The following is a 23,302-nucleotide window of genomic DNA, read 5'->3' as shown; positions in this document are numbered from 1 at the left end:
CCTTTGCATTTACTATGAGTTATAAGTCGTTTTTTACATTATTATTAGCGATTCTTTCTGTAGTGCCAGCCAATGCGCAAAGAAACCGTCCCGCAAACCTCCAAGAATCGCGTTCGATAGTAGAGAAATACGTCGAGTCATTGCAATCTTTGTATCATCTGACGTTTGAAGATTCCATACAAAAGAAGCATAACCCCACTCTTCAAGTTATTAATTACGCGTCTTTATTTTTGCCTCTAACTTATTATCGTAATGTGTCAGATAATTGTTTGGCTCTCGATACGGATACGTTGCAGCGTATTGATTTGTCGCGTACTTTACTTCATGTCTACCTTACACGACCAGACTTGGTGCAAAGAACAGGTAAAGAGTTGAAAATTGTAGGAGCAGTAGGCGAGGGTGAAGGGACAAAGATAGAGAATCATCCTGATTTAATAAAGAAAGTAGCCCCAAAGATTGTTGAGCCGGATGTGCAAATGTATGGCGTAAAGGTGTTTAAGCCCAACTTTTGGTCATACCATAGCGACTACTATTTGCAGTTCTTACAGAACTTTGTTACATCAAACTGGTATAAAGGTGGCGAAAGCAACTATAACATGGTTGGAGCCGTTACGCTTCAAGCCAACTATAACAATAAGCAAAAGGTAAAATGGGACAACAAGTTGGAAATGAAACTTGGCTTTCAAACATCCAAGAGCGATAGTTTGCACAACCTAAAGACATCGGAAGACTTGATTAGATATACGGGCAAATTGGGACTGCAAGCTACCAAACGCTGGTATTACACCATACAATTATTGACCTATACGCAGTTCATGCGTGGTTTTAAAAATAATGATCCAAAGACGTATAGTGATTTCTTATCTCCATTTACGACCAACCTTTCTGTCGGTATGGATTATAATGTAAATTGGTTTAAAAAGAAATTAGTAGGTACAATACATCTGGCTCCTTTGGCTTACAATTTTAAATATGTGAGTCGTAAGGCATTAGCTAAGCGTTATGGACTTGACAAGGATAAGCATACGCTCCATGATATCGGTTCTGAATTCACGTTGGATTTAGTCTGGAAGTTTAGTGATATGATGAATTGGAAAATGCGGCTCTTTGGTTACACTACTTATCGCAGGGCAGAACTGGAGTGGGAGAATACCCTGACGTTTCAGTTTAATAAGTATATTTCTACCAAGGTATTTATCTATCCACGCTTTGACGATGGTTCCATGCGTGATGAGAAATACGGCTATTGGCAGTATAAAGAGTACGCCAGCTTAGGCTTTTCCTATTCTTTTTAAAACAGTTTGGTAAAGGTGATGACACATAAGAATGGATGTGTGTAAATGACCGAATATCAGAGGGTTGCTCAAAGGGCTGCTTTCGCATCGCGAAAGCAGCCCTTTGACGTTCTAAAAGCAGCCCTTTTGGAATGCAAAAGCAGTCCTTTTGCGCTTCAAAAGCAGCCCTTTTACAAGGTCAAAAGGCTGCTTTTAGAAACCGGTTGTTCAATAGCGCGAGATCGAATTACCAATAACGGTTGTATCGTGTTGGTTTACAGAGAATTAAAAGAAAATCGAGATGTTTTGCATAAGGTGCTTCCCGGCAGGTGAAAATCTCGTTTAAATTTAGAATCTTATTCGTGATGATAAGGTTCGCCTTTGATAATCGTACATGCCCGGTATAGCTGTTCGGTAAAAATAAGCCTGACCATTTGGTGGCTGAAAGTCATTTTTGAGAGACTGATCCGTTCGTTTGACCTTTGGTAAACGTCCTGTGAAAAACCGTATGGCCCCCCTATGATGAATACGAGATTGCGTGTTGTGTTCTGTTTTTTCTGAATCCAGGAAGCAAATTCCAAACTTCTGAATTCTTTGCCGTGCTCATCCAAGAGGATCACCGTGTCAGAAGGCTTGAGACGTTTTAGAATTTCTTCACCTTCTTTGATTTTTTGTTGCTCTTCCGTAAGTTTTTTCGTGTTTTTGATATCAGGGATAATTGTTATTTTAAAAGGTAGATAATGGTTGGTTCGGTTTAGATAATCATCAATACCTGCATTGAAATGACTATTGACGGTCTTCCCGATGAGGATGAGTTCCACCTTCATTTCTTTTCTTTCTGACGTTTGGGAAACCAGCCTTTCTCAACTCTTTTGCGTTGCGCGAACAATTCACCGATACTCCAAAGGAAAGAAGCGCCGAGGATTCCCAATAGGGAAGAGAGGACAATGTCGCTGACAAAGAGGGCTAAAATGACAGAGGCAATGCCCAAAACAAGGTATATCCACCAGGGTTTGGTGCCCCAATAGTATTCGGTTTTGATGACAAGTGGATGGAAAAGGCCTATAATAAGAAATGTGCAAATCGCGATTAAGATTCCAGTAAAATGCATATTAGTTCGGTTTTGGTGACAAAGTTACAAAAAATAACTGATTTAGCTGAGTCATTTTGATTTTAAATGACTATCTTTGCAATGTAGCGTAGAGAGACAGTTTGTTCTCTTTGTTGGCGGAGGACCTAAATCCTGTAAGATCATTCTTACTTATATTAAATATCTAACTATCAACAAATTTATACCAGAATGATTATGAATAATACAGAACTGATTGCGCAGTGTGAGGCAAAGGCCCAACAATGGCTGACACCTGCGTTTGACGAGGAAACTCGTAGGGAAGTTCAGCAGAAACTTGATGCGGAAGACAAGACGGATCTGATTGAAAGTTTCTACAAGGACTTGGAATTTGGAACGGGCGGCCTTCGCGGTATTATGGGCGCAGGCTCAAATCGTATGAACATTTATACCGTAGGAATGGCAACCCAGGGATTTGCCAATTACCTAAAGTTAAACTTTAAGGATCGCAAACAAATCTCTGTAGTTGTATGTCATGACTGCCGTAACAATAGTCGGAAATTCGCGGAAACGGTGGCTGATATTTTTTCGGCGAATGGTATTAAGGCCTATCTCTTTGATGATATGCGTCCTACACCGGAATGTTCATACGCAATCCGTAAGCTGGGGTGTCAGGCAGGCGTAAACATCACGGCCAGTCATAACCCGAAAGAGTATAACGGCTATAAGGCCTATTGGGAAGATGGCGCTCAGGTGTTAGCTCCACATGACAATGGAATCATAACCGAAGTGAATAAGGTTACGGTCAATGACGTGAAGTTTGAAGGTAACAAGGACCTTATAGAAATTATCGGCCCGGAGATAGATAAAGCTTATCTTGAAGAGATACATACGTTAAGTATTGACCCGGAGGTGATTAAGCGTCAGCATGATTTAAAGATCGTGTACACGCCGCTTCATGGAACAGGCATGATGTCTATTCCGCAGTCATTGAAACTTTGGGGCTTTGATAATGTACACTGTGTGAAAGAGCAGATGCAGAGAAGTGGCGATTTCCCGACCGTTAAGAGCCCGAATCCGGAAAATGGCGAAGCGCTGTCGCTGGCTATTCGTGACGCGAAGAAACTTGATGCGGACATTGTTATGGCAAGTGATCCGGACGCTGACCGCGTGGGTATGGCTTGCAAGAATGACAAGGGCGAATGGGTGCTGATTAACGGCAACCAGACCTGTCTTCTGTTCTTGTACTACATCATTACCAACCGCAAGGCAAAAGGTTTATTGAAGCCGTCGGATTTCATTGTAAAGACGATTGTAACCACAGAACTTATCAAGAAGGTGGCCGACAAAGCGGGTATCGAAATGCGCGATTGCTATACAGGTTTCAAGTGGATAGCTCGTGAAATCCGAATCTCTGAAGGAAAACAGAAATATATCGGTGGTGGAGAGGAGAGCTATGGCTTCATGGCACAGGACTTTGTTCGTGACAAGGACGCGGTTTCTGCAATGAGTTTGCTGGCAGAAATCTGCGCATGGGCCAAAGATCAAGGTAAGACTCTGTATGACGTACTCATGGATATCTATATAGAATATGGATTTTCACGTGAGTTTACGATTAATGTCGTGCGCCCCGGTAAGACCGGTGCTGACGAGATCAAGCAAATGATGACCGATTTCAGAAGCAATCCTCCCAAGGAACTGGGTGGTTCTAAGGTTTGCCTGTGGAAAGATTTTCTGACTCTCGAAGCTGTTCGGACTGATGGAACCAAGATAAAACTGGATATGCCTGACACAAGTAATGTGCTTCAATGGTTCTGTGAAGATGGAACAAAGGTAAGCGTGCGGCCCTCCGGAACCGAGCCGAAGATAAAGTTCTATCTGGAAGTAAAAGATACAATGAAGAATGCTTCAGAGTATGAGGCTCTTATGGAAAAGAGCACGGCACGAATTGAGGCTATTAAGCAAAGTCTGCATTTGGATTAATCACTCTGTGATGAAGTTATATAATATGAAAGGGCGACCGTTATGGCCGCCCTTTCATATTTAGAAGATTATCTCTTTACTTCTTTCTTTTGATTTTATCTACATACGCATCAATTACCGCTACAGCTGTTACATTGACAACATCGCGAACAGAGGCCTCAAAATCAGTGAAGTGTATCGGTTTGTTAAGTCCCATCTGAATTGGGCCGATAATCTCGACGTCGGGATCAAGTGCCTTTAAAAGCATATAAGAGCCATTAGCAGATGACATATTGGGGAATACCAGCGTATTGACGTCTTTTCCTTTTAAGCGTGTAAACGGATATTTGTCGTCTCTCAAATTCTTGTTAAGAGCGAAACTGACCTGCATTTCTCCGTCAATGGCTAAATCGGGATAGTCTTGTTGCAGGCGCTCCACGGCCTGATGAACCTTTAAAGGAGAGCCAATTTCATCGGTACCGAAGTTGGAATAGCTGATCATCGCTACAACCGGTTCATCGTTGAAGAACTTTACGCTTTGCACACTGAGTTTAGCTATATCGTATAAAACATTCTCATCCGGATGCCGATTGATGAGAGTGTCGGCAAGATAGTAGGTTCCTTTTTTAGTGTTCAGGATATGCATCGTACCAAAAGTCTTGTAGCCGGGATGAATGCCAACAACTTCTTTCGCTACTTTGATGGTGTTTGAGTATTTGGTATAGAGCCCCGTGATGAAAGCGTCCGCGTCTCCTTGCTCTACCATTGACATTCCAAAATAGTTGCGTTCATACATCTTGTCGTATGCCTCTTCAAAGGTATAACCTTGGCGGGCACGCTTTTCTGCAAGATGCTTTGCAAATGTCGCGCGTCGGCCTTGCTCCTGGTCTGCGCGCATATCAACGATTTCGATACCATCAAGATTGAGTTTAAGCCGTTGAGCGAGTCGCTTTAAACGATCTACGTTGCCCAAAAGGATTGGATGACAGATACCTTCCTGTTTGGCTTGTACGGCAGCTTTCATCATCGTCGCATGCCCTCCTTCAGCAAAGACAACACGTTGAGGATGTTGTCTGGCCGTATCATGCAGTTTCTGTGTTAGTTTTGTTTCTTGACCCAACAGTTGCATGAGATTTTTTTTGTAGGTATCCCAATCTGTAATTGGGGTACGAGCCACTCCGCTTTCTATCGCGGCCTTAGCTACGGCGGCACTTACCTCCGTGATAAGACGTGGGTCTACAGGTTTGGGGATGAAATATTTGGGACCAAAGGTAAGGTCGTTGACACGGTAAATATCATTTACCACGTCAGGGACGGGCTGCTTGGCTAATTCGGCAATGGCATGGACAGCGGCCATCTTCATTTCTTCATTGATGGCTCGCGCGTGAACATCCAAGGCACCTCTGAATATATAAGGGAAGCCAATTACGTTATTGATTTGGTTGGGATAATCACTTCGCCCTGTCGACATCAAGACGTCGGGACGGCTGGCCATCGCGTCTTCGTATGAAATTTCGGGAACGGGATTGGCAAGCGCGAATACGATTGGGCTTTCTGCCATCGAACGAATCATATCCTGAGTAAGAATATTACCTTTAGAAAGGCCTACAAACACGTCAGCGCCATTGATTGCCTCTTCCAAAGAGTGAATATCTTTTCTGTTTGTCGCGAATAACTTCTTCTGCTCCGTTAGATATTCTCGGTCGTTCGTAATGACTCCCTTTGAGTCGAGCATAACGATATTTTCCTTCTTGGCTCCTAATGCGCAATATAGTTGGGTACAACTGATGGCAGCTGCGCCCGCGCCATTTACGACAATACGAACCTTGCTGATATCTTTGCCCGCGACTTCCAAGGCATTCTTTAAACCTGCCGCAGAAATAATGGCAGTACCATGTTGGTCATCGTGCATGACTGGGATATCAAGAGATTCTTTGAGCCGTTTTTCTATGTAGAAACATTCGGGAGCTTTGATATCTTCGAGATTGATACCTCCAAATGATGGGGCTATTTTCTCTACAGCTTCGCAGAATTTTTTGGGATCTTTTTCTGCAATTTCAATATCAAAAACGTCAATACCCCCATATATCTTAAAGAGCAATCCTTTGCCTTCCATGACCGGTTTGCCGCTCATGGCCCCTATGTCTCCAAGACCAAGTACGGCTGTACCATTACTGATAACGGCAACTAAGTTGCCTTTGTCAGTATATTTATAAACGGAATCTGGATTACTTTGGATTTCTAAGCAGGGATATGCTACTCCTGGTGAGTAAGCTAAGCTTAGATCGGTTTGTGTATGGTAAGGTTTGGTTGGTTTTACTTCAATTTTTCCGGGTCTGCCGTTCGAGTGATACTCTAAAGCGGCTTCTTTCGTTATTTTTACCATAATCTTTTTTATTGTTGAGTTATTGTCTTTCACGCAAAGTTAGTAAAAAACTACTGAAAGGAAGTTGGTTTTTTGTTTTTTTTGTAACTTTGCAAGTATAAATTTAGAATATGGACACAAGTAGACAGACGGCTTATCGACAGAATCTTAAAGGATTAATTATAGATGTGGCGATGCAATGTTTCTATTCCAATGGGATTAGAAATGTAAAGATGGATGATATTGCCAAAAAGTTGCAGATATCCAAAAGGACATTGTATGAATTATATGCCAATAAGGAGGAGTTGTTATTAGCCGGATTAAAGCGTGATGAATCGGCTTTTGAGGCGCAGCTTCAGCTGTTTGCCGATAAGAAAGCCCATAATGCGATGGAAGTTGTGATGAAATTCTTCCAGATGCAGATGAAACGTCTGGCCACAATAAATCCTTGCTTTTTTATGGATCTTCATAAGTATGGGAACGTCGTCGCTTATTTGGAAACGATTCATGCGGAACGCAATATCAGATCAATAAAGTTCTTTCAGGCAGGAATAAAGGAAGATATATTTCTGAAGAATCTGGATTATGAACTGATTTCTAAATTGTGTGATGAGATGATCCGTGGGGCGATGGAAAAAGAAATCTACCGGGTCTATGGTCTTCAACACATATTTCAAAATATTATAACCGTCTTTGTTCGTGGCTTTGCTACTAAAAAGGGACTTGAAGTTGTAGATAAATATCTTGAAAGCGGAAATTTAAATGGTAGTTTGTTTTAATTGAATTGTTGCCGTCCGCTGAAATTATATATAATAGGGTAGGCTTACAAGAGGATATGCCGGTTTTGACATGTCCTCTTGTTGTTGGTTTTCGTCATTATTTATTTATGGCCTGCGTAACGTTTTCTACTTCTTTTAAAGCCTTCTCCCAGTCGCAATCTAATACAAATTGCGTGAGAAAATTCTCGTTGTTGTAGTAGGCAAGGATTAGCTCCTTATCCATGTCGTTGAATCTCGGGCAATGGATCGTTGCTTCTTTATAAATGGTTTTAACAAGTTCCTTGTCTTTTTTCTTTTTTGCTTTGGTAAGGGCTGTAATGTAATTATTCACAAAGCAATACATGGCATAGGCCTGAACGTCTACCATGTGCATGGAGCTGTCGGGCATGAGTTCTTTCGTTTTCATCAACATGTACTTCAAGGCGTCGACCTTAAAGGTAGCGACCTTGCGTTTCTCCAGATCGTTATTTTTGTCTTTTGCGACTTCGGTGGATGTTTGCAGAATCTCGTTGTAAACCTTTTGAGCCTGCAGTGTTGTGTAAGATGTGCATAGAATCACAAGTGCGATAATAGTTTTCTTCATATTAATAATTATTTTTAGTTTATATTACGACATTAATTTTTATAAGCGTAGATGATGGTCTATGTGTGGTGTAAAATCATCTTTCAGTTTCTTATTTTCATCAAAAATCATTGTTGGGAGCAAAAAACGCCCGTCGTTTTCTATGAAAATAATACTTTATAGGCTTGAACGGGTTGGATTTTTAGTAACAAAATCTTTCCAATTATGGTAGTGCTTACCTTCAATGTCAGGATTCTTCATTTGCATGAAATGACAGTAAGCAGCTCCAAGCGCATCGGTTGCGTCCATAAATTTGGGCATTTCTGTACGGTCTAATTTAAGTAAGCGCTGGAGCATGTCGGCCACTTGCCCTTTGGAAGCCTGTCCCTGTCCTGTGATTGCCATTTTAATCTTCAGCGGAGCGTATTCATGGATAGGGACATCATGGTGGATGGCCGCGGCAATAGCAACTCCCTGTGCTCTTCCTAATTTGAGCATGGACTGAACATTCTTACCAAAGAAAGGGGCTTCAATAGCCATTTCGTCGGGTAGATATTCGTCAATAATGCTTGTAATGCGATCGAAAATCTTTCCAAGACGCAAATAGGGATCTCTGATTTTGCGTAAATCAATGACACCCATGACTACCATCTGCGCTGTATTTCCCGTGACTTTAATAACTCCGTACCCCATTACGTTGGTACCGGGGTCAATACCTAATATGATTTTCTGAGTTTTATCCAATTCCTTATAAATTTGAGTTTGGGATCGTTATCTGCCCATATAGGGATTATGGGCCAATTCTTCACCGATACTTGTTTCCGGACCATGACCAGGCAGTACCCTTGTGCAGTCGGGTAATTGTGCTAACTGGCGGAGGCTGTTGATGATCATGAACATGCTGCCTTCCGCAAAGTCAGTTCGGCCAATACTGCGATAGAAAAGCGTGTCGCCACTGAAAAGTGTATTTTCCGAAACGATATAAAAGACCGCGCTGCCTTTTGAATGCCCCGGTGTTTTGATAACTTTGATTTCGTGGCTGCCAAACTTGATGATTTCGTCGTTCTCTAAGTAATGATTAACGACAGGAAACTCATAGGAGAGCTCCATGTTGTAAAACTTTCGGGCTTGTGTCTTCAATGACGCCATCAAATGTTTATCTTCTATACAGACTTGAGGGGGCAGACCGAAGTTGTCATATATCGTATCATTTCCGAAGTTATGATCCAAGTGTCCGTGGGTAGCCAAAAGATGGACAGGGCGCAGCTCATTTTCTTTTATGTATGTGACGATAGCCTGTCTTTCTTCCGGGAAATATGCTCCACAATCGATGATGACGGATTCTCCGGTTTCATCATAGACAATATAGCAATTCTCTTGGAGCATATTGCATACAAAAGTTTTTAACTCAATCATCTTAATTAATAAGAATAAACAATATATTTTTCTTTAAACCATTCTTCTTCAAAATAGTTGCTGACAGGAATCACCTCTACCTGTTTACCCATGGGCTTGAGTTCCTGGGCGAGTTGTCCGCCTTTTAGGCAAATAACGCCATTGGGATGGGCATTGCTCATCGTTTTACTGATATTCTTTTTGACGATTTTAAACATGTCGGGGAGTGGCATGACCGCTCTGCTGACAACAAAATCGTATAGTCCCTTTTCTTCTTCTCCGCGCAAATGGACCGGGGCTGCATTGTGGAGTCCTATAGCTTTGGCTATTTCACGGGCGACCATTACTTTCTTTCCTGTTCCGTCAATCAATTTAAACTGACAATGGGGGAAGAGAATGGCAAGTGGTATGCCGGGGAAGCCACCACCACAACCGAAATCGAGTATGTTAGTCCCATCCTTGAAATGAAACTCCTTGGCAATGGCTAAGGAATGGAGAACATGGTGTTCGTATATGTTATCAATATCTTTGCGTGAAATGACATTAATCTTTTTGTTCCATTCTTTATAAAGGGGCCCCAGCAATTCAAATTGCTGGCGCTGTATATCCGTTAGCTCTTTAAAATATTTATTGATAAGTTTCATTATGAGAATCGTTTAATGTCAATGCTTATGATTCCTTTCTGAAGTGAGGTTAACTCATCTTGGTTGAACAGAATGGTAATAAATGAATCATGAAGAATAAAATTAGCGGGAAGTTCGGACGTCAAATCGAATAAAACAGACAAACCGGCTAATTGTTGTTCATTGTCGACATGGAATTCTTTACATAATTTTTGGATGATTTCTATTTTAGCATCTCTGATGTATGCGTGTGGAATAATATCGTTAAGCGTTAAAAACTTTCCGTCAGATTTATTGATACAGAATGATATATTCATCTGATTCTTATGCAAAAATACATCATTTTGCACCATATTTATCTTTATATATATAAACTTTTTGTATTTTTGCACAAAATTTTGATTATTCATGAAAAAAGTTTTTCTTTTTGACTTGGATGGTGTTATTTTTGATACGGAGCATCAATATTCCGCACTGTGGCAGACTTTAGGTTCCAAGTATCTGCCGGGGGTAGATGGTTTTGAAAATAAAATCAAAGGTCAGACACTTGAGCAGATCTTTGAAACCTATTTTCCGGGTATGAAAGAGGTGCAGACTTCTATTATAGAAGAAATCAATAGCTTAGAGAAAAACATGAATTATACTTATATCCCGGGTTTTGAGCATTTTATTGAGAATTTGCGCTCAAAAGGCTTTCATGCTGCGGTCGTTACCAGTAGTAATCTTCCGAAGATGGAGCAAGTCTATATACAACATCCTGAGTTTATAGATTATTTTGACAGGATATTTACAAGTGAAGATTTTACAGAGAGTAAGCCGCACCCGCAATGCTATTTGATGAGTGCTGATTACTTCAAGGTAACTCCCGAAGAGTGTATTGGTTTTGAAGATAGCATTAATGGCTTGAAGTCGGTCAGAGCTGCCGGAATGACGGCAGTAGCGTTAGAGACTACGAATTCTCGAAAGGAAATCGCTCCACTGGCTGATTTGGTGATACCGCATTATAAAGGATTGGAGTTTGATGATATACTCAAGTTAATCCCATCATAAGTTACACTTTAATATTTCGCTTTTGGATACTCAAAACACCCCTGTACACGCAAAGCTTTGGCATACTACTTTTTGGATGTTGGCTTTTGCATGCTTTTTTCTGACAGCAGCAGTGTATATGCAGTTTGTCTCATTACCCTCCGTGTTACTTTCCATGAATTTTTCTCCGACCTCGGTGGCCTTGGCCTTTGGTGGTTATGGGGTGGGGCTTTATCTGTTGGGGGCAAAATGTTCTTACCTTGTTCAGACCTACAGACGTAATAACATATGTATCAGGAGTATTTTGGGGATGATCATTGTCCTCGGAGGCATTGGGCTCCTGTCAAAGGAAAGTGGTTATTTACCTCCACGAACATATATGTGGGGATATGTTGCCTTGAACTTATTGTTAGGGGCTTTCTACGGGCTCTCTCAAATGATTTTGTTTTCGACGTTAATTATAGATGTATGCGAATCGTTCCGGCGGACGGAAGCTAATTATGTGAGTGGTTGGTTTGCTCGTTTAGCGTTGCCCATTGGTCCTTTTATTGCCATTTTTATTCTGCATATCAGTGACTTTCAAGTAAATTATTGGGGTTCGATGGGGCTTGCTTTTATAGCTTTATGCTTGATATCGTTGGTACAATTTCCATTCAAGGCACCGGATGATGAAGTGCCGCATTATAGCCTGGATCGCTTTTTCCTGCCACAGAGCATAACCTTATTCTGTAATCAGGCCATCATATTGATTGTCGTGGGTATATTGTTGGTGAATAACTTCAGCATGCAGTTTTATTTTATGGTGTTTTTAGGTTTGCTGTCAGCTGTTGTCTCGGAGCGTTTTATTTTTATCAATGCTGATTTGAAAAGTGAGATTGTAACCGGGCATTTTGCGATGATTATAGCATTGTTGCTCATGCTACTTAAGCAGCAAGACACTATCGTTTCCATGATCGAGCCGGTATTGATCGGCTTTGGTGTTGGAATCATCGGCGCGAGGTTCCAATTATTCTTTATAAAACTGAGTAAGCATTGTCAGCGAGGAACAAGTCAGAGTTCTTTCTTTTTGAGTTGGGAAACGGGATTGTTGCTTGGAGTTGTTTTGGGGTATCTTTTCTTTTATGATAATCTGCAAATTGCATTAATAACAGCACTAAGCATTTCAATAGCTTCTTTGCTTATTTATCACTTTTATACACATAGGTGGTATATGGAAAATAAAAACAGATAAATTGCGTTATTTATCAAGATGATACACAAGTTTGGCTTTTTTCTATTTGGTGTTATTGTCATCATCATCGTAAGTTTGACATCTTGTGCTGTTGATGATCCTTTTTCTTCAGATACCAAGCAAGGGTTGATTTTTTCTGAAGATACGATTCGTATGGATACTATTTTCGCAACGATACCGTCTTCTACACGTTCTTTTTGGGTTTATAACCGGACAAATGAAAACCTGCGTTTTGATGTCGTTCTTGAAAAAGGGAATCAATTAGGGTATCGGGTAAACGTAAATGGCCTTTATTTAAGCACAACCAAGGGGAGTCAGTTGCGTGATGTAGAATTGAAGCGTAATGATAGCATAAGGGTTTTTGTAGAATTGACCGCGCGAGAACAGAATCAGGAGGAAATTTCATTGTTGGAAGATAAATTGTCTTTTATATTTGGCAGCGGACTCAGGCAAGAAGTCGTCATGCGGACATACGTATTGAAGGCCGACATTATTGACACGTGGACGGTGGAGGCCGACACGGAGTGGTTGAGTACGCGTCCTTGTTTTGTGAGAAAGGGGATCGTCGTGAAAGAGAACGCGACACTCACCATAGGTGAAGGAGCAAAGTTTTATTTTGATTCGCAAGCCTCGTTGCGAGTGGAGGGCAGGCTGCTGTGCAAAGGTACGCCCGAAAAACCTATTACTTTTAGAGGTACCCGCCTGGATAATATTGATAAAAGGATACCTTATGATAGAATTAGCGGGCAGTGGAAAGGAATTGTTATTGGTCACAATTCTTATGGAAACAGTATGAATGCTGTAGATATTCATTCGGCAAAGAACGGCATCTCCTGTGATTCAACAGAAGATGTACAGCGAAGTAAAATAGAGATATTTCAAAGTTGGATACATAATTGTGACGGATATGGTTTGTCGGCGGTTAATGCTAAGATTCATATAGAAAATAGCATTATCTCGAATACGTCTAAAAATTGTCTGGCATTTCATGGCGGCGATATATCTTTAAATGGCGTTACGGTTGCCCAGTTCTATCCTTTTGTGGGAGGAAGAGAAAAAGCGCTGTATGTGTCAGAGCAATCTCCTTTACATTTTAATATGCTTAACTCTATAGTTACCGGATATGGTGATTCTGAGATAGAGATTGTTAAGGAGGATGGTTCTAAAGAGAGTGTGTATAAATTTGCCCATTGTCTTTTGCGTACAAATCTTCCTACAGCGCAAAACGATCTGTCTCATTTTGAAAATAACGTGTATGAAGAACCAAAGGATACGGTTGGGGTAGGGATATTTCAGTTTAGTGATATTGATTTACAAACATTATATTATAACTTCCGATTGAAAAAAGGGGCAAAGGCAATTGGTTTGGCCGATCCTAAATCGGCGCCACGTACTGATTACGCGGGGCGTCAGCGGGATTCTTTACCAGACGCGGGCGCTTATGAGTTTCTTGAAAATTAAAGAGCATAATGGTATGAAAAAACAGAAGTTAGAGATAAATTACAGGAGTTGCCGGCTCGAAGAGTTAGACTCTGATGAGCAAGAATTGGTTCGTGCTGCCATGCAGGCAACAGTTAATTCGTATGCAAAATACAGTCATTTTAACGTTGGAGCCGCAATCCGGTTGGCAGATGGAAAGATTGTGATTGGGGCTAATCAGGAAAACGCGGCGTTCCCCTCCGGACTGTGCGCGGAGCGTACCGCCATCTTTGCGGCCCAAGCTCAATATCCTGACCAGGCCATCTTACAATTAGCCATCGCCGCGAGAAACCCAAATGGCTTTTTGTCATCGCCAATCACTCCTTGCGGAGCCTGTAGGCAGGTTATGATGGAAATGGAAGATCGTTATGGAATTAGTTTAAAGATATTTCTCTATGGTAGTGAGGAGCTTTACATCATTGATTCTGTAAAGGATATGTTACCATTTTCATTTATTGATAAAAATATGCAAGGGTAGAACCATGATGAAATTTTTGTTTACTTTGGCTCTTTTATGCGTTGATTGGGGAATAGCGACTGCGCAAGAACCCAAAGACTTGACCATGATTGTCGGGACATATACAGATACGCAGAGTCATGGAATCTATTCTTTTCGTTTCGACCAACAGACAGGGACACATGTGATTTTAGACTCATTGGTCTACGTAAATCCATCTTATTTAGCTTTTGGGGCAGAGTCAAAGCGTTTTTATGTCGTGAGCGAGGTTGGTGACAATACAGCTTCTTTGAGTGCGATAGGGTTTGATAAGCAAACAGGAAAAATGACTTTGCTAAATACGCAACTTACTCATGGGGCAGATCCTTGTTATGTGGAAGTTGCACCAAAAGCTGTCTTCACCGCCAATTACAGTGGTGGCTCTCTGAGTGTATTTCCACTGACGGACAACGGACTGTTAGCGCCGATGAGCGCACTCTTTAAAGGGGGAATCGGTGGTCCTGATCATGCAAGGCAAAATTTGCCACATGTACATTGCGTCAAGCAGATGCGTGATGGATATGTTTTAGCTTCAGATTTCAGTGCGGATAAAATTCTTTCATTTTATTTTGATCAGAAAACCGGAAAACTGAAGGGTAACGGTGTGGCAGGAAAACTTGCCCATGACTCAGGCCCCCGTCACATTACAGCTTCACGAAGCGGAAAGACTGTGTATGTGATGAGCGAATTGTCTGGAGCGGTAACGGTATTTCGGTATCATGCCGGGCGGCTGAAATTATTGCAAACCGTTTTGTCTGATTCCTGTTATGCCCGTGGAGGCGCCGATATCCATTTGACACCCGACGGACGTTTTTTATACGCGAGTAATCGGCTTAAAAATGACGGACTGTCAATATTTCAGGTATTAAATGACGGGAAGATAAAGAAAATAGGTTATCAACTGACAGGATTACATCCTCGGAACTTTAATATAACTCCTAATGGAAAATATCTGTTGGTAGCTTGTAGAGATAGTGACGTAATTCAGGTGTATCGGATTAATAAAAAGTCCGGTTTGCTTTTGAATACGAATAATGATATTCGATTACCACATCCTGTTTGTATTCAATTTGCGCCAAACAGATAAAAACAAAAAAAAGGAACCGATCAGGTTCCTTTTTTTTGTTGAGGTGTCTAGCGGAGTCGAACCGCTCTACACGGTTTTGCAGACCGTTACCTAACCGCTCGGTTAAGACACCATCATTGTTCAAGTCGGGGCGACAGGATTCGAACCTGCGGCCGCCTGGTCCCAAACCAGGAGCGCTACCGGGCTGCGCTACACCCCGATTGCTCTGAACGGATGACATTCCTACATTGCGTATGCAAAGGTAGGCTATTTTTTTTAATTGTCCAAATTTTTCGATTCTTTTTTAGTTTAAAGAGCTACGGATCTGTAAAAAATCAGAATGGTCATTTTCGGGCTCACTTGATAATTTGTGGGAACAAGTCAGCAAGCGATGAAGCCATATAAATCTGTCAATCGTTTATGGGGGCGGGAGAGACGCACCGATGATGAAGTCTCCGGCTTCATCACTTGTAAGCCCATCCAATTATATTGATTCAACGTATCTGTGATTTTGTTAGAAAAAACTACCAGATTTTAACACTTCCGCAACGCTTCATCTAACTGCCGAAATGGCGAAAAACTTCTTTGATTTGCCGATTTTGATACCCTTTTATGCCCAAAGTTATCCTTTTACCGGCTCAAAGCATAGCGATTACAAGGCCAAAGCATAGCTTTTAGCCGATGAAAGGGCCACGATTACGGCCTGAAAGCATAGCGATTAAGGGGAAAAAACGAAGAAAAAATACCTTAAAAAGTACAATAAACTGATAACCAGCGCTTTATAAACTTGCTCTACAATCGCTTATTTTCGTCCTTCTCTTTTCTTTTTCAAAATAATGCCACTTTTTTGATGGTATATGTAAAGATAATTCAGGGTGCGGTAGATATCATCAGATGCGCATTGTGTGTGATTTTTGAATGAGATCCTTTACAACCTCGCCACCAAGAATAAGTCCGGCTGCAGCGGGAACAAAGGCGTTGCTTGCAGGAATTTCTTTACGTCCCGTGTATTTTCCCGCGTCTTTGTCGGGGCAGAAAGGATGGGGGCCGCACGAAACAGAATCATTTTCAATAGGTTTTATTGGCTTTTCATCACTGCAAACCACTTTTAATTTGGGTATGTTTAATTTGCGTAGTTTCTTTCTTATCACTTTTGCAAGGGGATCCATCTCGGTCTTATTGATGTCGCAAATTCTGAAAGCGGTCGGATCAATTTTATTACCGGCGCCCATGCATGAAATCAGAGGGATGTTTAAAGCATGGCATCGCTTGATAAGTTCAAGTTTGGCTGTTACGGTGTCGATACAATCAACAACATAATCAAATTCAGACAGGTCTATTGAATCGGCATTTTGAGGAAGATAGAACATTTGGTGTTTGTGGACAATACAACTTTCATTTATGTCGTTGACACGTTCTGCGGCAACATCTACTTTATATTGTCCTACGGTAGATAAAAGCGCGTATAATTGACGGTTGATATTGGTAAGACAAACGCGATCATTATCAAACAGATCTAATTCGCCGACACCGCTACGGGCCAACACTTCAACGACATATCCTCCAACACCTCCAATACCAAAGATGGCAACACGAGAGCCTTTTAGAGTATCAATGGCAGGCTTGCCAAACAAAAGCTGAGTACGTGAAAATTGATTCTGCATATTTGTTTCCGCATAAATGTTTCGGCTGCAAAAGTACAATATTTTTCCGAAAACAATTTATGGATATTGTGCTTTGGCTATATATACATCAGGTCTGTCATAATCATATCGCAAACAAAGATGCCTTGTTGGCTTAAAGCAAGATGATCGTTTTGTATAACCAGCAGACCGCGATTCAAATATTGCTCACTTTCATGTAGGAGATACTGATATAAATGTTTGCCAAATTTCTCTTTGAAAAGGGCAAGATCAATACCTTCCTTCGTTCGTAGCGTTGTTGTAATACAGTCGTTGTATTGTGTTTCCGTATTTAAAGATTCCATTTCGTATGGCAGTATCGCCCGATTGATGCTGTCCATATAAGTTTGCAGATCTGCCACATTCCATTTCCTTGTAGTCCCATCGTAGCTGTGCGCCGCGGCCCCTATTCCAATGTAGGGGACGGCATGCCAATAACTGCTGTTATGGCGTGAACGGTATGAAGAGGCTACGCCGTTTGCTGTTATTGTTCTTTTGGCAAAATTGCTGATCTCATAATGTTCAAAGTCGGCTTGTTCGAGTCGTTCCTTCAATCTTTGAAACATTCTTATGCTAATTTCTTCTTCTATTTCAGAAACAGAGCCGTTGGCTTTGAGTTTATTGAGCACGGTATTTTCTTCGTAGGTCAGACTATAGGCAGATATATGTTGGATGTTTAGTGAAAGCGCCTTATCGATATCTGCCTCCCAATCGCTTAATAATTCGCCCGGGAATCCGAAAATAAGGTCTATACTAATATTAGAGATATTGGCCTTTTGTAACTTTTTAACAGCGTTGTAAACGTCTTGCGGGGTATGCCGTCGGTGTAAAAAGCGTAATCGATTATTGTCAAAGGTCTGAACACCCATTGAGATTCTATTGATGGGCAATGTGCCGAGAGCCTCTACAAAGTTTGGAGTAATATCATCCGGATTACATTCGATAGTGATTTCCTGATTCTTCGATAGATTGAAAGACGCGTCAATTTGTTTAAATATCTGAGTTAGGTTTTGAGGAGACAGAAGGCTGGGCGTACCTCCACCTAAGTATATTGTGTGGATAGTGTCAACTTCGTCTTTCCTTAATTCCATTTCTTTGCATAACATATTTACATATAAATCTCTCAGCTTGAGAGATGTCGTACTGTAAAAGGCGCAATATATGCATCTACTTGCACAAAAGGGAATATGGATATATAGTCCTGCCATTTATATAATGTGGAAAATAAAAGTGGGCAACAAAAATCATACAAATTTACTAATATGTTTTAAAACTCTCATTTTTTTGTATGAATTCTTTGGGACATAGGGGTAAAAATAGTATCTTAGACCACAATAAAAGACAACAACTGTATATGTACTAAACAGTTAGTTGTTACCATGATCAATAATTCTAACACTTTAAATCTTTTGATATGAGAGTTTATCAAACGAATGAGATTAAGAACATTGCTTTACTTGGCAGTGCGGGCTGCGGCAAGACTACTCTTGCCGAAAGTATGTTATTTGAAGCTGGTATCATCAAGCGCCGGGGTAGCGTTGAGGCCAAGAATACGGTCAGCGACTACTTTCCTGTGGAGCTTGAGTATGGTTATTCCGTCTTTCCGACAGTCTTCCATGTGGAATGGAATCATAAGAAATTAAACATCATCGACTGTCCCGGAAGTGATGATTTTATCGGCGGAGCCATTACATCTATGAATGTTACGGATCAAGCCGTAATCGTTATTAATGGGCAATATGGTCCGGAAGTTGGCACACAGAATAATTTCCGATATACAGAAAAACTTCAAAAGCCGGTCATATTCTTAGTTAATCAGCTTGACTCGGAGAAGTGTGATTTTGATTCCATTATTTCGTCGATGAAGGATATTTATGGTCCGAAGTGTGTCCAAGTGCAATATCCCGTGTCGACAGGTCCCGGTTTCAATTCTATTATTGATGTTTTGATCATGAAAAAGCTCTCTTGGGGCGCTAATGGAGGCGAACCTATACGGGAGGAAATTCCCGCGGAAGAGCTTGACAAGGCTATGGAGTTGCACAAGGCTTTGGTAGAAGCTGCGGCAGAAAATGACGAAGGACTGATGGAAAAGTTCTTTGAGTCAGAAGCATTAACCGAGGACGAAATGCGTGAAGGCATTCGCAAGGGCTTGGTTACGCGCTCTATTTTTCCTGTTTTCTGTGTTTGTGCAGGTAAAGACATGGGAGTGCAGCGCTTGATGGAATTTTTGGGTAATGTTGTTCCTTTTGTAAGTGAAATGCCAAAGATTCATAATACAAGAGGCGAGGAAGTCGCTGCAGACGCAACAGGGCCGGAAAGCTTATATTTCTTCAAGACAGGTATGGAGCCTCATATAGGCGAAGTTAGTTACTTTAAGGTTATGAGTGGCTCAGTTAAGCCTGGAGATGATTTGGTTAATTCCGACCGTGGAAGCCGTGAACGCATGGGGCAGATTTATGCTTGCGCAGGCGCGAATCGTATAGCGGTTGATCAATTGATGGCAGGCGATATAGGTTGTACCGTGAAATTGAAGGACGTCAAGACAGGCAATACGCTGAATGAAAAAGACGTCGAATGGCGATTTGATTTCATTAAATATCCGAATTCCAAATATAGTCGTGCTATCAAGGCTGATAACGTGCAAGATACCGAAAAAATGATGGCGGCTATTCTTAAAATGCGGCAAGAAGATCCGACTTGGGTTATTGAGCAGTCGAAAGAGTTACGTCAGACAATTGTTCATGGCCAAGGAGAGTTTCATTTGCGGACTTTGAAATGGCGTCTGGAAAATAACGAAAAGCTGCATGTAACATTTGGAGAACCTAAAATTCCATATCGCGAAACGATTACAAAATGCGCAAAAGCAGAATATCGTCATAAGAAGCAGAGTGGTGGAGCCGGTCAGTTTGGTGAAGTGCATTTGATTATAGAACCATATGCCGAAGGTATGCCCGACCCGGTTACCTATAAATTTGGCGACCAGGAGTTTAAGATGAATATCAAGGGCAAAGAGGTTATAGACCTTGAATGGGGAGGCAAACTGGTATTTATCAATTCTGTAGTAGGCGGTGCTATTGACGCTCGTTTCATGCCCGCTATTCTGAAAGGTGTTATGGATTGTATGGAACATGGTCCGTTGACAGGAAGTTATGCCCGTGATGTTCGCATTATTGTTTATGATGGCAAGATGCATCCCGTAGATAGCAACGAACTCTCTTTCATGTTAGCGGCAAGGCATGCTTTTGCAGACGCGTTTAAGATTGCCGGTCCGAAGATTCTGGAACCAATTTATGATCTCGAAGTTTTTGTCCCATCCGATTTCATGGGCGATGTGATGAGTGATTTGCAAGGCCGCCGAGCTTTGATTATGGGAATGGATAGCGAAGCCGGTTATCAGAAGCTGCAAGCAAAGATTCCGCTCAAGGAATTAGCTAATTATTCTATAAGTTTAAGCTCTATTACAGGTGGTCGTGCTTCGTTTACTACAAAGTTTGCCAGTTACGAGCTTGTGCCGAATGAGATTCAGTCAAAGTTAATCGAAGAACATGAAGAAGAAATGAAGGACGAGGATTAACTAACTCTACGGTTTCATTTTTTATTGTGGTGAGGATGCTTTAATGTATCCTCACTTTTTTTGCCCTGATGTGTTTTCTCCGACAGATCTAAATTATAGAATGATGATTATAAGAAACGCATATAGTTAATTATTTATGTGTAGTTTTTGATATTGTAGTTAATTATTGCAAAATAGCGCAATGGAATTAACATCATATCGTTAACGTTTTAAGTTTTTCTCTATCTTTGTAATAGAAGTATAAACTAATGTAGTAACTTGTATGAAGCAAAAAACAATTTGGACGATAGCTATCATCATGGGACTGTCTTTTTTAGCCCTCCTCTATCTACAGCTTAATTATATACAGGAGATGGCTAATATGAAGAAAGAGCAGTTTGACGAGAGCGTTATGCGTGCGCTTTATCAGGCTTCTCGAAATTTAGAGCTGAATGAAACCTTACGATATTTGGAAAAAGATGTCAATGAGACAGAGCGAAAGGCATTTAAGAAAGATTCTATAGGCGCCAGATCAGGAATCTTGGGCAATGATGGTTCGATTCAACAGTCTCATTCTTATGCTGTTGCGGGCAAGGATGGTACAATCTACTCTTCGTTTCAACTTAAAACTATTGAAACACGCCCTGCTCAACGCCCTAAAGCCATGATTCTCAAGAGTGACAAGAATACAATTTCTGAAGCCTCTAAATCCTTACAGGAGATTGTAAAGAACAGGTATATTTATCAAAAAGCATTACTTGATGAGGTCGTTTATTCTATACTATATTCGGCGAGCGACAAGCCACTGAAAGAGCGCATCAATTTTAAGCTGCTTGATCAAGATCTTAAGGCCGAAATGATAAATAATGGGGTTAATATCCCTTATCATTTTACGGTCTGCACTCAAGATGGACGTGAGGTTTATAGGTGTCCGGACTACTCTGCTGACGGTGAAGATAATACATACTCGCAACCGTTGTTTAGAAACGACCCATCTTCAAAAATGGGAGTTGTCAAAGTGCATTTCCCGGATATGGGTAGTTATATCTTCTCATCTGTGAAATTTATGATACCCAGTATCGTATTCACATTTGTTCTATTGGTTACTTTCATTTTTACAATAGTAGTCGTTTTCCGTCAAAAAAGATATACCGAGATCAAAAACGATTTCATTAATAACATGACGCATGAATTGAAAACGCCAATAGCCAGTATTTCCTTGGCCGCGCAGATGTTGAATGATAAGAGTGTCAACAAGAGTGAAGTCATGATGAGTCATTTGGGGGGAGTCATCAATGATGAAAGCAAACGTTTGCGTTTCTTGGTCGAGAAAGTTTTACAAATGTCGATGTATGATCGGAAAAAGGCCGTTTTGAAGAAAAAGGAGCTTGATTTAAACGAGCTGATTGAGAATATTGGTAATTCTTTTACTCTACGTGTTGAGCATACCGGAGGTAAAATTTTCACGGAAATAGAAGCTGTTGATTCAACAATCTATGTGGATGAAATGCACTTCCAGAATGTTATTTTTAATTTGTTAGACAATGCTGTAAAATACCGTAAGCCGGAGAAGCCGTTGAATTTATATTTAAAGACGTGGAATCAAGGCAATTTCGTTTGCTTTTCCGTAAAAGACACCGGAATAGGTATAAAGCGAGATAACTTAAAAAAGGTCTTCGAAAAGTTCTATCGGGTTCATACGGGTAATGTCCATGACGTGAAAGGCTTTGGGCTTGGTTTGGCCTATGTCAAGAAGATGGTAGATTTGCATGGCGGAGAAATAAAAGTAGATAGCGAATATGGAAAAGGAACAAAGTTTACGGTTAAAATACCATTTGTTGCTGATGAGTCTTAATATATAATCGTATTCAATAAATATAAACATTTAATTTAAATAATTATGGAAGAAAAACTGAAAATTTTATTGTGCGAAGATGACGAAAATTTAGGTATGTTGCTTCGTGAATATCTTCAAGCCAAAGGCTTTGTCGCAACGCTCTGCGCTGATGGCGAAATTGGATATAGAGAATTTATGAAGAGTAAGTTCGATATCTGCGTACTGGATGTTATGATGCCCAAAAAGGACGGCTTCACCCTGGCTCAGGAAATTCGTCAGGCTAACGCTGAAATTCCAATCATTTTCCTCACGGCCAAAACGTTGAAGGATGATATTCTGGAAGGGTTCAAGATTGGTGCTGATGACTACATTACGAAACCTTTCTCTATGGAGGAACTGGTATTCCGTATTGAGGCGATCTTACGCCGTGTTCGTGGTAAGAAGAATAAAGAGTCAACTTTGTATCATATTGGTCGTTTTACATTTGATACTCAGAAGCAGCTTCTGACAATTGATGACAAACAAACCAAACTGACGACAAAGGAGAACGAACTGCTTGCCCTTCTCTGTTCTCATGCGAACGAGATCCTCCAGCGTGATTTCGCTTTAAAAACAATTTGGATCGATGACAATTACTTCAATGCTCGTTCTATGGATGTGTATATCACAAAGTTGCGTAAGCATTTGAAAGATGATGATCAGATCGAGATTATCAATATTCATGGTAAAGGATACAAATTAATCACCCCGGAGGAAGTTTGATTTTTATGAGTGTCCGCTAAACCTTTTTTGAAAATTATAAAGTTAGGGCCGAATTCTTCTTGGAATTCGGCCCTTTTGGTTACTATTGATTCAGTGTTTCCGTGATTTTGTCAGAAAAAACTACCTGATTTTAACACT

21 protein-coding genes and 2 tRNA genes are annotated in these 23,302 nt (G+C 40.8%); 11 read left to right on the top strand and 12 right to left on the bottom strand.

The window, feature by feature from the left end:
* Positions 1-14 precede the first annotated feature (14 nt).
* A complete protein-coding gene (locus JHU38_RS09820) occupies positions 15-1,295 on the top strand; it encodes a DUF3078 domain-containing protein (RefSeq protein WP_107580781.1) in 1,281 nt (426 codons plus the stop codon).
* A 335-nt stretch (positions 1,296-1,630) separates the two neighbouring features.
* On the opposite strand, the gene rlmH is transcribed toward JHU38_RS09820, so the two are convergent.
* Positions 1,631-2,101 carry a 23S rRNA (pseudouridine(1915)-N(3))-methyltransferase RlmH gene (rlmH, locus tag JHU38_RS09815; RefSeq protein WP_107580779.1) on the bottom strand — a complete coding sequence of 157 codons (471 nt, stop codon included), beginning with the start codon at positions 2,099-2,101 and terminating at the stop codon, positions 1,631-1,633.
* Positions 2,098-2,385, bottom strand: a complete 288-nt coding sequence (locus JHU38_RS09810; RefSeq protein ID WP_107580778.1) for a DUF4491 family protein — start codon at positions 2,383-2,385, stop codon at positions 2,098-2,100. Before JHU38_RS09810 ends, rlmH begins: the two co-directional genes overlap by 4 nt.
* A 192-nt stretch (positions 2,386-2,577) precedes the next feature.
* On the opposite strand from JHU38_RS09810, the gene JHU38_RS09805 reads away from it, so the two are divergent.
* Positions 2,578-4,326, top strand: a complete 1,749-nt coding sequence (locus tag JHU38_RS09805) for a phospho-sugar mutase (RefSeq protein ID WP_107582259.1) — start codon at positions 2,578-2,580, stop codon at positions 4,324-4,326.
* A 76-nt stretch (positions 4,327-4,402) separates the two neighbouring features.
* Here the strand turns inward: JHU38_RS09805 and JHU38_RS09800 are convergent, their stop codons facing one another.
* A complete protein-coding gene (locus JHU38_RS09800) occupies positions 4,403-6,691 on the bottom strand; it encodes an NADP-dependent malic enzyme (RefSeq protein WP_107580777.1) in 2,289 nt (762 codons plus the stop codon).
* Positions 6,692-6,801: 110 nt separating this feature from the next.
* Here JHU38_RS09800 and JHU38_RS09795 point away from each other — a divergent pair, with 110 nt between their 5' ends.
* A complete protein-coding gene (locus JHU38_RS09795; protein ID WP_107580776.1) occupies positions 6,802-7,449 on the top strand; it encodes a TetR/AcrR family transcriptional regulator in 648 nt (215 codons plus the stop codon).
* Between the two features lie 97 nt (positions 7,450-7,546).
* Here JHU38_RS09795 and JHU38_RS09790 read toward each other — a convergent pair whose 3' ends face one another.
* The 5 genes from JHU38_RS09790 to JHU38_RS09770 all read right to left on the bottom strand — a co-directional run bounded on the left by JHU38_RS09790 (position 7,547) and on the right by JHU38_RS09770 (position 10,439).
* Positions 7,547-8,032 carry a hypothetical protein gene (locus tag JHU38_RS09790; protein WP_107580775.1) on the bottom strand — a complete coding sequence of 162 codons (486 nt, stop codon included), beginning with the start codon at positions 8,030-8,032 and terminating at the stop codon, positions 7,547-7,549.
* Between the two features lie 156 nt (positions 8,033-8,188).
* Positions 8,189-8,755, bottom strand: coding sequence for a crossover junction endodeoxyribonuclease RuvC (ruvC, locus tag JHU38_RS09785; protein WP_107580774.1), 567 nt, complete (start codon positions 8,753-8,755; stop codon positions 8,189-8,191).
* Between the two features lie 27 nt (positions 8,756-8,782).
* Complete coding sequence (locus tag JHU38_RS09780; protein WP_107580773.1) at positions 8,783-9,427, bottom strand: MBL fold metallo-hydrolase; 645 nt, start codon at positions 9,425-9,427, stop codon at positions 8,783-8,785.
* A 5-nt stretch (positions 9,428-9,432) separates the two neighbouring features.
* Complete coding sequence (gene rsmG, locus JHU38_RS09775; protein WP_107580772.1) at positions 9,433-10,050, bottom strand: 16S rRNA (guanine(527)-N(7))-methyltransferase RsmG; 618 nt, start codon at positions 10,048-10,050, stop codon at positions 9,433-9,435.
* The gene (locus tag JHU38_RS09770) at positions 10,050-10,439 is read right to left on the bottom strand and encodes a hypothetical protein (RefSeq protein WP_107580771.1); all 390 of its coding nucleotides are present in this window, start codon (positions 10,437-10,439) and stop codon (positions 10,050-10,052) included. Before JHU38_RS09770 ends, rsmG begins: the two co-directional genes overlap by 1 nt.
* Between JHU38_RS09770 and JHU38_RS09765 the strand changes: the two genes are divergently transcribed.
* The 5 genes from JHU38_RS09765 to JHU38_RS09745 are packed head-to-tail and all read left to right on the top strand — an operon-like array spanning position 10,438 to position 15,351.
* Positions 10,438-11,079, top strand: coding sequence for an HAD family hydrolase (locus JHU38_RS09765; RefSeq protein WP_107580770.1), 642 nt, complete (start codon positions 10,438-10,440; stop codon positions 11,077-11,079). The two genes, JHU38_RS09770 and JHU38_RS09765, sit on opposite strands and share 2 nt — an antisense overlap.
* 22 nt (positions 11,080-11,101) lie before the next feature.
* Positions 11,102-12,289: an MFS transporter gene (locus JHU38_RS09760; RefSeq protein ID WP_107580769.1), complete on the top strand. Its 1,188-nt coding sequence runs from the start codon at positions 11,102-11,104 to the stop codon at positions 12,287-12,289.
* An 18-nt stretch (positions 12,290-12,307) separates the two neighbouring features.
* Positions 12,308-13,750, top strand: coding sequence for a hypothetical protein (locus JHU38_RS09755; RefSeq protein ID WP_107580768.1), 1,443 nt, complete (start codon positions 12,308-12,310; stop codon positions 13,748-13,750).
* A gap of 13 nt (positions 13,751-13,763) precedes the next feature.
* Positions 13,764-14,246 carry a cytidine deaminase gene (gene cdd / locus JHU38_RS09750; RefSeq protein WP_107582258.1) on the top strand — a complete coding sequence of 161 codons (483 nt, stop codon included), beginning with the start codon at positions 13,764-13,766 and terminating at the stop codon, positions 14,244-14,246.
* Between the two features lie 4 nt (positions 14,247-14,250).
* Positions 14,251-15,351 (top strand): lactonase family protein, encoded by a 1,101-nt coding sequence (locus JHU38_RS09745; RefSeq protein ID WP_107580767.1) that lies wholly within the window; start codon positions 14,251-14,253, stop codon positions 15,349-15,351.
* 41 nt (positions 15,352-15,392) lie between these two features.
* On the opposite strand, the gene JHU38_RS09740 is transcribed toward JHU38_RS09745, so the two are convergent.
* From JHU38_RS09740 to hemW, 4 genes are all read right to left on the bottom strand, one after another.
* A tRNA-Cys gene (locus tag JHU38_RS09740) sits at positions 15,393-15,463 on the bottom strand.
* A 13-nt stretch (positions 15,464-15,476) separates the two neighbouring features.
* Positions 15,477-15,550 (bottom strand) — tRNA-Pro (locus tag JHU38_RS09735).
* 670 nt (positions 15,551-16,220) lie between these two features.
* A complete protein-coding gene (locus JHU38_RS09730) occupies positions 16,221-16,994 on the bottom strand; it encodes a tRNA threonylcarbamoyladenosine dehydratase (protein WP_107580766.1) in 774 nt (257 codons plus the stop codon).
* A gap of 77 nt (positions 16,995-17,071) precedes the next feature.
* The gene (hemW, locus tag JHU38_RS09725) at positions 17,072-18,220 is read right to left on the bottom strand and encodes a radical SAM family heme chaperone HemW (protein ID WP_107580765.1); all 1,149 of its coding nucleotides are present in this window, start codon (positions 18,218-18,220) and stop codon (positions 17,072-17,074) included.
* Positions 18,221-18,426: 206 nt separating this feature from the next.
* On the opposite strand from hemW, the gene JHU38_RS09720 reads away from it, so the two are divergent.
* The 3 genes from JHU38_RS09720 (at position 18,427) to rprY (ending at position 23,164) form a co-directional block, all read left to right on the top strand.
* Positions 18,427-20,586 (top strand): elongation factor G, encoded by a 2,160-nt coding sequence (locus JHU38_RS09720; protein ID WP_107580764.1) that lies wholly within the window; start codon positions 18,427-18,429, stop codon positions 20,584-20,586.
* A 262-nt stretch (positions 20,587-20,848) separates the two neighbouring features.
* Positions 20,849-22,420: a sensor histidine kinase gene (locus JHU38_RS09715; protein WP_107580763.1), complete on the top strand. Its 1,572-nt coding sequence runs from the start codon at positions 20,849-20,851 to the stop codon at positions 22,418-22,420.
* A gap of 45 nt (positions 22,421-22,465) precedes the next feature.
* Positions 22,466-23,164 (top strand): response regulator transcription factor RprY, encoded by a 699-nt coding sequence (rprY, locus tag JHU38_RS09710; RefSeq protein ID WP_107580762.1) that lies wholly within the window; start codon positions 22,466-22,468, stop codon positions 23,162-23,164.
* The last annotated feature ends 138 nt before the right edge of the window (positions 23,165-23,302 follow it).

The organism is Prevotella illustrans, assembly GCF_017426725.1.
GTDB lineage: Bacteria > Bacteroidota > Bacteroidia > Bacteroidales > Bacteroidaceae > Prevotella > Prevotella illustrans.
The sequence above is the reverse complement of the archived record's forward strand: the minus strand, read 5'-3'. Positions and strand labels throughout refer to the sequence as shown.